Genomic DNA, 8654 nt, shown 5'->3' with positions numbered 1-8654 from the left:
CGGCGTGGCCGGGCCGGAAGGCGCGGGCGATGTCGCCATAGTCCTTGGAGCGGGCGTCCTCGTTGTCGATCTGGATGGCGATCGGCGCGCCGGTGGTGACCGGGCCGTTTCCGTCGTCGAACACCCCCGACAGGATGCGGGCCGTGTCGCTCTCCCGCCGCTGGGTGACGAAGCGGCTGCCGCCGGGCTTGCGCCGGTCCAGCCACGGCTGGAGATCGGCCTCGGTCAGCGGGATCAGGGGCGGGCAGCCGTCGATGACGCAGCCGATCGCCGGCCCGTGGCTCTCGCCCCAGGTGGTCACGCGGAACAGATGGCCGAAGGTGTTGTGGGACATGGAAGCGACCTAAGCCGCCAGCCGGTCCGGCGTCCAGACGCGGGTGAAACGGATCAGCAGATCCTCGGCCGCCGAGGGGGCGTCGGCTGACGGGATCAGGGTCACGAACAGATGGCCGGCGGGGCGGCCGCCGCGGGCTGGCAGGCCCAGCCCCAGCAGCCGCAGCCGCACCGGCGGCTCCAGCCCGGCGACGATCCAGGCGGAGCGGGGTCCGGCGTGGGTCTCGATCTCCAGTCGCCCGCCGTCCTCGATCAGGCGCGGCGTCACCGGCCAGGACATGTGCAGGTCGTCGCCCATGACGGTCAGGCCGTCCGCCGCCCGGACGAGCACCGGCAGATAGACGTCCGTTCCCCCGTCCCCGGCGCCCCGGAGACGAAGGTGCTCGCCGCTGCGCACCCCCTTGGGAAGGCGGACATCCAGGGTGCGCCCGGCCAACCGCACCGCGACATGACCGCCGTTCAGGGCGTCCATCGGACCGATCGTCACCACGGGCGGGGAGGGGGGGCGGACCGTGGGCGCGGCGAGCGCCAGCGGGCGGTCCCGCTCCTGGATCAGGCGCCAGGCCGCGATGACCTTGCGGAATCGCTCGGCGTCTCCGCCCGCCGCCGAGGGATGAGCCGCCTTCACGGCGGCCCTGAAGGCGGCCGTCAGGGCCTCGCTCTCCGCCGGGCCGGTCAGGCCGAGCAGGGCGTGGGCCTCGTTGAGGGAGACGACCTCGGAGTGCGATCGGGCGCGCATCCGCCACTAGAGCCCCGAACATGGTCAAGGTCGGGTTAACCGCGCCGGAGGGTTCCCGGCGCGGCTCCCGTCGGACGACCTCTAGGGACGCGCCTCCAGCACCATGTTGGTGTCGGTCTCGGCGGCCCGGCGGACGCGGGTGAAGCCCGCCTCGCGCAGGACCTCGGTCAGCCGCTTTTCGCCGGCCTGGGCGCCCAGCGCGACCTCGCCCTGCGAGCGGGCGGCCGGGGTGCAGATCAGGGTCGAGGCCGAATAGAACATCTGACCCAGCAGGTTCAGATTGTCCTCGAGGGCGTCGCCGGCCAGCGGCTCGACCAGCATCAGCACGCCGTCGGGCTTGAGACTCTGGCGGATGTGGCGCGCGATGCGCACCGGGTCGCCCATGTCGTGCAGCGAATCGAACATGCAGACCAGGTCCAGCCCGGTCTCCTCGTACTCGCCGGCGCCGCCCGTGACAAAGCGGGTGTTGCCCGCGGCCCCGGCCGCCCCGGCTGAGGCCTTTGCGGCCTCGATCGACGGGGCGTGGAAGTCCAGGCCGATGAAGGTCGACTGCGGCCAGGCCTCGGCCATCAGGATAGTCGACGAGCCGTGGCCGCAGCCGATGTCCATCACCGTCGCGCCCGCCTTCAGGCGATCGACCACGCCGTCGAGCGCGGGCAGCCATTCGGACACCAGATGGGCCATGTAGCCGGGGCGGAAGAACCGGTCCGTGCCGCAGAACAGGCAGCTGTGATGCTCGCCCCACGGCCGGCCGGCGCCCGAGCGCAGGGTTTCGACCGCCTTGTCGTACCTGGCGAACTGGCCGACGACCGACTGGGCGAAGCCCTGCACGCAGGCCGGGTGGCCCTCGCCGGCCAGCACGATCGCCTGTTCGGGCGACAGCGAGAAGGTCTCGTCCTCGGGGTGGTAGTTGACGTAGCCGGCCGCCGCCTGGGTGCTCAGCCATTCCAGCAGATAGCGCTCGTCCACGCCGGCCGCCCCGGCCAGGGTGGCGACGCCGCACCGGCCGGTGTCGCGCAGCGCGCGGTAGATGCCGGTCTGGTCGCCCATGTAGGCGAGCAGCACGCCCATGGCGGCGGCCAGGTCGCCGGCGGCCTTGCCGGCGAATTCCGCCAGCCGTTGTTCGTTCAGTCCCTCGGCGGCTATCATGTCCATTCGAGTAGTTCCTTGCGTTGGGCCCCCGCCCCCGCTGTGTACGACGCCAGACACAGCTACGAGCGGACGGGGGAGGGCGGAATGACTGATCGTCCGGCGGCGGCGACCGATCGTCCGGTTGTTCGAGAAGCAGAAGGGGGCGGGCGGTGATGAGCACCGAGGTCCTGTCGGATGTCCTGAGCACCGTCCGCCTGACCGGCGCGGTGTTCTTCGAGGTCGACGCGACCTCTCCCTGGGTGGCCGAGGCCCCGCCGTCGGCCGAGCTGGCGCACCTGGTCCTGCCCGGGGCCCAGCACGTCATCGAGTATCACATCATCGTCGAGGGCTCGTGCTGGATCGGTCGGGTCGAGGACGGCCAGGTGGTGGATCTGGAGCGGGTCGGCCCCGGCAGCATCGTCATGTTCCCGCACGGCGACCAGCACGTGATGTCCAGCGCGCCGGACATGCGCACCGAGCCGGCCTTCGGCATCTTCCATCCCGAGGATCGGGCCGCCCGGCCGCCCTATGTCCTGACGCCGGGCGAGGGCGGGGCCGACGGCGCCAAGCTGATCTGCGGCTTCCTCGGCTGCGACCGGGCGCCGTTCAATCCCCTGATCGAGGCCCTGCCGCGGACGCTGCGTATCCGGGGCTGTCTGTCGGACGAGAGCGGCTGGCTGCGCGGACTCATCAACGCCATCCTGACCGAAAGCAAGGCGCGCCGTCCCGGCGGGGAGGGCGTGCTGGCTCGCCTCAGCGAGCTGGTGTTCATCGAAGTCGTGCGCCTCTACGCCGAGAGCCTGCCGACGACCGCGAGCGGCTGGCTGCCGGCCCTGGCCGATCCGCACGTCGGACGCGCCTTGCGCCTCATCCACGGCGACCCGGCCCGCTCCTGGTCGCTGAACACCCTGGCCCGCGAGGTCGGGGTCTCCCGCTCGGTGCTGGCCGAGCGGTTCACCGCCAGCCTCGGCACGCCGCCCATGACCTATCTGCAGAACTGGCGCATGCAGATCGCCGAGGGGCTTCTGCTGGGCGGCGCGACCAAGATCGCCCAGATCGCCGAGACCGTCGGCTATGAGTCGGAGGCGGCGTTCAGCCGGGCGTTCAAGCGGTGCACCGGCGTCTCCCCGGCCGGTCGGCGGTCTGCGACGCGCCGGCCGGCCGGGGCGGTGGCCGGGCCGTCCTAGGCGGCGGCTTCGCCCGCGGCGAGAGAGCGGACGTAGTCCGCAGTCAGGGTCTGGCCGCCGATGCCCCAGTCGCCGCTGTCGATCTCGTTGACGGTGACCCAGGTCACCCCCCGGAGGTTCTCGCCCTCGATCGACACCATGGCGTCGGTGAGCTTTTCGATCACCTGCTTCTTCATCTCGGGCGTGAAGACGCCCTTGATCGTGTTCACCTGAATGAGCGGCATGAGACTTCTCCTTGTCAGCCGGTTGTCCGGTCAGGCCGGAAGAGCCCCAATCTCGCAGCGAGACCACCGCTCCTGAATGACCGTGCGTCCGCGCCTGTTGTCCCGACGTCCTGAACTTCGGCTATAGAGGGCGCATGACCGCGCCCGTGATCCCCCCCAGTCCGACCCGCGAGGAATACGCGGAGCACTACGCCGCCGCCCTGGCCGCCAACGGCGACGAGACCATCTTCGACCGGCCCGAGCCGATCGGCCTGTTCGTGGACTGGCTGGCTGACGCCCGCGGGACCGAGCCGAACGACGCCAACGCCATGACCCTTGCGACGGTCGACGCGGCGGGCCTGCCGGACGCCCGGATCGTGCTGCTCAAGGACGTCGACGCGCAGGGCTTCACCTTCTACTCCAATCGCGAGAGCGCCAAGGGCGACGCGCTGGCGGCCCATCCCTCGGCGGCCCTGCTGTTTCACTGGAAGTCGTTGCGACGGCAGGTGCGGGTGCGCGGGCCCGTCGAACCGGTCGGCGAAGCCGAGGCTGACGCCTATTTCGCCAGTCGCGCGCGCGAGAGTCGCATCGGCGCCTGGGCCTCGGACCAGTCGCGGCCGCTGGACAGCCGGGAGGCCCTCGAGCGCGCCGTGGCCCGCGAGACGGCCCGGTTCGCCGACGGCGACGTGCCGCGGCCGGAGCGTTGGACCGGCTGGCGGGTGGCTCCTGAGTCGGTCGAATTCTGGCGCGACCGGCCTTTCCGCCTGCATGACCGGCTGAGGTTCGACCGGGCGGGATCGGGCTGGACGAAGACCCGGCTGTGGCCGTGACCGGGCGTCAGGCGCCGTAGCGGGCCAGGAAGGTCTCGACCGCCTCGGCGACCACCTCGGCGTTGGTGCGGCGGACCCGCACCTCGTCGCCGGTGACCAGGGGCACGAAGAAGACCGGATGCTCGACCATGCCCATCAGGTGGCCGGCGGCCCAGGACGGATGTTCGATCGGCCGCAGGGCACCCGCTTTCGAGAGTCGGACGATCACGCCGATCAGGGTCGCGCCGAACTCCGTTCGGCCCTTTTCGAAGAAGCGCCGGGCCACGGCCTGGAAGCGCGGCCGTTCGGCCACGACCAGCCGGAAAACGGAGCGCACGAACGGGTCGCCCATGAAGGCGGCGTAGGCATCGGCGAAGCTGGTCAGGGTCGAGCGGGCGTCGCCCTCGACGGCGCGGACCCTCGCCATCTGGCGCGTGAACTCCTCGGCCGCGTCGTCGATGACCGCCGTGAACAGCGCCGCCTTGCTGCGGAACAGGGTGTAGAGGGTGGCGGTCGACACCCCCGCCTCGCGGGCGATCGGCTCGATCCGGGTGGCGGCGTAGCCCTCGCGGACGAAATGCTCGCGGGCATGACGCACGATGAGCTGGCGTTTGGGATCGTGAAGGGCGCCCCGGGGGGCGGCGGAACCGTGCATCTGTTGTCGCCTGCCTGGAGCCTTAACAGACCCCCGCGGACCCGGCCCGGTCAAGAGGCCGCCGACCGATGTTCTATGATCCGCTCGAAAAGAGGCCCGCGAGCAACGGATGAGCCAGCACAGGCGCGGCCAGGCGAACGACGGCCTGCGGGTCTTCAAGCCGGACGGCGGCCGTGGCGTCCGCGACGATGAAGTCGGCGTTGAGGCGCGAGGGCTCGGTCAGCCGCTCATGCCCGGGACGGACGGTGGCGAGGTACTGCTGGATCACGGAGTCGGCGGTGCGGCCCCGCTCGGCCTGGTCGCGCAGCAGGCGGCGGATGAAGCGGATGTCGGCGGGCGTGTCGACGAACACCCGGATGTCGAACAGCTCGACCAGCCCCGGCGTGCACAGCAGGTGGGTGCCCTCGACGATCACCACCTCGGCCGCCCGCACCGGTTCGCCCCCTGGTTCGCGGCCGTGGTGGATGAAGGAATAGACCGGGGCGGTGACGTCGCGCCCGGCCTTCAGGGCGGCGAGGTCGGCGATCATCAGCTCGTGATCGCGGGCGGCCACGTCGTCGAAGTCGAAGGTGGCGGCGTCGAAGCCCGGCAGGCTGGCGGCGTCGCGGTAATAGGAATCCTCGCGCACCAGCACGGCCGCCCCCTCGGGCAGGGCGGCGACCAGGGTTTCCGCCAGGGTGCTCTTGCCGGAGCCGGACCCTCCGGTGATGGCGACGAGAATGGGCATGGGGCCTTCTAGGTCGCTCTGGTGGGCGACGCTAGTATGGCCAGGCGTCGCTGAACCGTACGAGGCAGGCGTAAAAGCCGAGCAGCAGCCCGCCGGTCAAGGTGGTCGCATTGAGAGCGACCGCCCACGCTCTTCGGTCCCGGGTGCGCCAAGCCGTGATCAGGGCGGCGGCCGCCGGGGCGATACAGAGGAAGAACAGAATCCCGACCCCGATGGCCGTGGACATGGACCCGGCTCCCAGAATGCCGGCCAGCATCATCAGGGGGGCGGCGCAGAAGATGAGCAGCCAGGCGAGAATGAAACCGACCTCGGGATCGGACGCCAGGCCGATGGCGACAAAGACGCCGCCGACCAGCAGACCGGGCCATGGGATGACCCAGGCGAGGCTCAACGGCGGACGATGATGGTTCGGGGCAGGGATCATGCTCCGACCCTGGCTGCCGGCTCCTTGCCAAACCGTTCCCGCACCGGCCGAGGGTGACCTAGCGTCACGTTGCCTAACGCCGACGGCCCCGATACTCCTTTCAGCAAGCGCCTCGGGAAGCAGGCGCAAGCGAGGGACACCGATGCTCGGATTGATGCAGGACTGGCCGCTGACGGTCGACAAGATCCTCGACCACGCCAGAAACTGGCATGGCCACAGGGAGGTCGTGACCCGGTCGGTCGAGGGGCCGATCGTCCGCACCACCTACGCCGAGATCCATGCCCGGGCGAAACGGGTGTCGAGTGTCCTGAAGGAGTGGGACGTCAAGGTCGGCGACCGTGTCGCCACCCTCGCCTGGAACACCGGACGCCACATGGAGGTCTGGTACGGCATCATGGGCATCGGCGCCGTCTGCCATACCCTGAACCCGCGCCTGTTCCCCGAACAGCTGATCTACATCATCAACCACGCCGAAGATAAGATCATCTTCGTCGATCTGACCTTCATTCCCCTGCTGGAAGCCATCCTGCCGCATTGCCCCTCGGTGAAGCGGGTGGTGGTGATGACCGACGAACTGGCCATGCCGGCGACGAAACTGCCCGGCGCGGAGTGCTACGAGGCGCTGCTGGGCTCGGCCTCCGGCGACGTCGAGTGGGGCGGGTTCGACGAACAGACCGCCTGCGGCCTCTGCTACACCTCGGGCACGACCGGCAACCCCAAGGGGGTGCTCTACTCGCACCGGTCGAACTTCCTGCACACCCTGATCACCATGCAGGCCACCATCATGGGCGCGACGCCCGACGATGTGATCCTGCCGGTGGTGCCGATGTTCCACGCCAACGCCTGGGGCATCGCCTTCTCGGCCCCGGCGGCGGGTTCGCGCCTCGTCATGCCCGGCGCCCAGATGGACGGGGCCTCGATCTACGAACTGCTCGAGACCGAAGGCGTCACCTTCTCCGCGGCGGTGCCGACGGTGTGGCAGGGCCTGCTGGCCCATATGCGCGAGAACGGTTTGAAGCTTTCGACGGTCAAGAAGGTTCTGATCGGCGGGTCGGCGGTGCCGGAAAGCCTGATCCGCGCCTTCCACGATGAGTTCGGGGTCGAGGTGTTCCAGGGCTGGGGCATGACCGAGACCTCGCCGGTCGGAACCCTGTCGAAGCTGACGCCCGAGCTGGCCGCGCTGCCCTATGACGAGGGCATGAAATGGCGGGTCAAACAGGGGCTGCCGCCGCTGGGCGTCGAGCTCAAGCTCAAGAACTACGCCGGCCAGGAAATGCCGCACGACGGTCAGACTTATGGGCGGCTGATGATCAAGGGGCCGACCATCGCGGGCGCCTATTTCAAGGGCGAGGGCGGCGACATCCTCGACCACGAAGGCTTCTTCGACACCGGCGACGTCTCGACCATCGACGAACACGGATTCATGCAGATCACCGACCGCGCCAAGGACGTGATCAAGTCCGGCGGCGAGTGGATCAGCTCGATCGAGATCGAGAACATCGCCGTCGGCCATCCGAAGGTCGAACTGGCCGCCGTCATCGGCGCGGCGCACCCGAAGTGGGACGAGCGGCCGGTGCTGGTGATCAAGCTCAAGCCGGGCCAGGACGAGAACAAGCAGGAGCACCTCGATTTCCTGAAGGGCAAGATCGCCAAGTGGTGGATGCCGGACGACGTCGTCTTCGTCGACGACATCCCCCTGGGCGCCACCGGCAAGATCGACAAGAAGCTCGTCCGCGAGCGCATGAAGGACTACCGTCTGCCGACCGGAGGCTGAGACGATGGCGAGACTGAAGCGCGGATCGAGGGGAGGCGGCTCGCGGCTCGCGGCGATCGTCATTCTGGCGCCGGTCTTCGTGCTGATCGCCGCGCTCGGGACCCGGACGGGGCTGTGGAGCCACGAGATCGGCTACGATCTGCTGGCGATGCGGGTCGGGGCCGGGCTGGCGGCCTTCGGCGCCGTCGCCGCCCTGATGATGCTGATCTACGCCTTGCGCCTCCGCGCGTCGCCGTGGCTGGCGGCGGTGGTGATCGCCGTGTCCGCCGCGACCATCGGGGCCTACGCCTGGCAGGTCTCGCGCATCATGTCCGGTCCGCCGGACGACATCAGCACCGACGTCGCCGAGATTCCCGGCTTCGGCGCGCTCGACGCCCGACGCGGCGCCGCGGGGTCGGGTGAGACCGGGGGCGTGGACGCCTGCCCCGGCGCGGTTCCCGCCATGACCCAGGTGGCGCCCGCGTCGGCCGTCTGGGCCTTGCAGGAATCCGGATTCAGCCTGCAGGGCGGCGTCACCGTCGCCCGCGTGGCGGGAACCCATCGCGGTTTCTGGTTCGGCACCGTCCATGACGCCGTCATCCGCATCCGCCCGGGTCGCACCGATGTCCGCGTCGCCGCCCGCGACGGCCGCCCGCACGGCGGCGAGGCCTGCCGCCTGGCGACGCAGATCAG

11 protein-coding genes are annotated in these 8654 nt (G+C 70.2%); 4 read left to right on the top strand and 7 right to left on the bottom strand.

Annotation, left to right across the window (positions count from 1 at the left end; genetic code table 11):
* From RDU12_RS04070 to RDU12_RS04060, 3 genes are all read right to left on the bottom strand, one after another.
* Nucleotides 1-334 (bottom strand): chorismate synthase (locus tag RDU12_RS04070; protein WP_308684140.1); only part of this gene is annotated, 334 nt, incomplete at its 3' end.
* A 9-nt stretch (nucleotides 335-343) separates the two neighbouring features.
* Nucleotides 344-1072, bottom strand: a complete 729-nt coding sequence (locus tag RDU12_RS04065) for a DnaJ C-terminal domain-containing protein (protein WP_308684139.1) — start codon at nucleotides 1070-1072, stop codon at nucleotides 344-346.
* Between the two features lie 81 nt (nucleotides 1073-1153).
* Entirely contained in the window at nucleotides 1154-2227 is a 1074-nt protein-coding gene (locus RDU12_RS04060; RefSeq protein ID WP_300292740.1) for a class I SAM-dependent methyltransferase, read from the bottom strand.
* Nucleotides 2228-2376: 149 nt separating this feature from the next.
* Here RDU12_RS04060 and RDU12_RS04055 point away from each other — a divergent pair, with 149 nt between their 5' ends.
* Nucleotides 2377-3390: an AraC family transcriptional regulator gene (locus RDU12_RS04055; RefSeq protein ID WP_308684138.1), complete on the top strand. Its 1014-nt coding sequence runs from the start codon at nucleotides 2377-2379 to the stop codon at nucleotides 3388-3390.
* On the opposite strand, the gene RDU12_RS04050 is transcribed toward RDU12_RS04055, so the two are convergent.
* Entirely contained in the window at nucleotides 3387-3614 is a 228-nt protein-coding gene (locus RDU12_RS04050; protein WP_308684137.1) for a 4-oxalocrotonate tautomerase family protein, read from the bottom strand. The two genes, RDU12_RS04055 and RDU12_RS04050, sit on opposite strands and share 4 nt — an antisense overlap.
* A gap of 134 nt (nucleotides 3615-3748) precedes the next feature.
* Between RDU12_RS04050 and pdxH the strand changes: the two genes are divergently transcribed.
* The gene (gene pdxH / locus RDU12_RS04045) at nucleotides 3749-4423 is read left to right on the top strand and encodes a pyridoxamine 5'-phosphate oxidase (protein ID WP_308684136.1); all 675 of its coding nucleotides are present in this window, start codon (nucleotides 3749-3751) and stop codon (nucleotides 4421-4423) included.
* 7 nt (nucleotides 4424-4430) lie between these two features.
* Here pdxH and RDU12_RS04040 read toward each other — a convergent pair whose 3' ends face one another.
* The 3 genes from RDU12_RS04040 to RDU12_RS04030 all read right to left on the bottom strand — a co-directional run bounded on the left by RDU12_RS04040 (nucleotide 4431) and on the right by RDU12_RS04030 (nucleotide 6208).
* A complete protein-coding gene (locus RDU12_RS04040) occupies nucleotides 4431-5057 on the bottom strand; it encodes a TetR/AcrR family transcriptional regulator (protein ID WP_300291833.1) in 627 nt (208 codons plus the stop codon).
* Between the two features lie 73 nt (nucleotides 5058-5130).
* Entirely contained in the window at nucleotides 5131-5784 is a 654-nt protein-coding gene (gene udk / locus RDU12_RS04035; protein ID WP_300291835.1) for a uridine kinase, read from the bottom strand.
* 31 nt (nucleotides 5785-5815) lie between these two features.
* Complete coding sequence (locus tag RDU12_RS04030; RefSeq protein WP_300291837.1) at nucleotides 5816-6208, bottom strand: hypothetical protein; 393 nt, start codon at nucleotides 6206-6208, stop codon at nucleotides 5816-5818.
* Between the two features lie 142 nt (nucleotides 6209-6350).
* Here RDU12_RS04030 and RDU12_RS04025 point away from each other — a divergent pair, with 142 nt between their 5' ends.
* Together RDU12_RS04025 and RDU12_RS04020 are read left to right on the top strand one after the other, a co-directional pair.
* Nucleotides 6351-7982 carry a long-chain-fatty-acid--CoA ligase gene (locus tag RDU12_RS04025; protein ID WP_300291839.1) on the top strand — a complete coding sequence of 544 codons (1632 nt, stop codon included), beginning with the start codon at nucleotides 6351-6353 and terminating at the stop codon, nucleotides 7980-7982.
* Between the two features lie 4 nt (nucleotides 7983-7986).
* The coding region (locus tag RDU12_RS04020) for a DUF1499 domain-containing protein (protein WP_308684134.1) at nucleotides 7987-8654 on the top strand (668 nt) is incomplete at its 3' end.

This window comes from Brevundimonas sp. (assembly GCF_031082345.1).
In the GTDB taxonomy this organism is placed as follows: Bacteria; Pseudomonadota; Alphaproteobacteria; order Caulobacterales; family Caulobacteraceae; genus Brevundimonas.
Note: the sequence above shows the minus strand (reverse complement) of the source record. Positions and strands in the feature narration are given on the sequence as shown.

Excerpts from the sequence above, each read along its gene's own strand:
- RDU12_RS04065 (WP_308684139.1), bottom strand. The coding sequence starts at position 1,072 with ATGCGCGCCCGATCGCACTCCGAGGTCGTCTCCCTCAACGAGGCCCAC.
- RDU12_RS04060 (WP_300292740.1), bottom strand. The coding sequence starts at position 2,227 with ATGGACATGATAGCCGCCGAGGGACTGAACGAACAACGGCTGGCGGAA.
- RDU12_RS04055 (WP_308684138.1), top strand. The coding sequence starts at position 2,377 with ATGAGCACCGAGGTCCTGTCGGATGTCCTGAGCACCGTCCGCCTGACC.
- RDU12_RS04050 (WP_308684137.1), bottom strand. The coding sequence starts at position 3,614 with ATGCCGCTCATTCAGGTGAACACGATCAAGGGCGTCTTCACGCCCGAG.
- pdxH (WP_308684136.1), top strand. The coding sequence starts at position 3,749 with ATGACCGCGCCCGTGATCCCCCCCAGTCCGACCCGCGAGGAATACGCG.
- RDU12_RS04040 (WP_300291833.1), bottom strand. The coding sequence starts at position 5,057 with ATGCACGGTTCCGCCGCCCCCCGGGGCGCCCTTCACGATCCCAAACGC.
- udk (WP_300291835.1), bottom strand. The coding sequence starts at position 5,784 with ATGCCCATTCTCGTCGCCATCACCGGAGGGTCCGGCTCCGGCAAGAGC.
- RDU12_RS04030 (WP_300291837.1), bottom strand. The coding sequence starts at position 6,208 with ATGATCCCTGCCCCGAACCATCATCGTCCGCCGTTGAGCCTCGCCTGG.
- RDU12_RS04025 (WP_300291839.1), top strand. The coding sequence starts at position 6,351 with ATGCTCGGATTGATGCAGGACTGGCCGCTGACGGTCGACAAGATCCTC.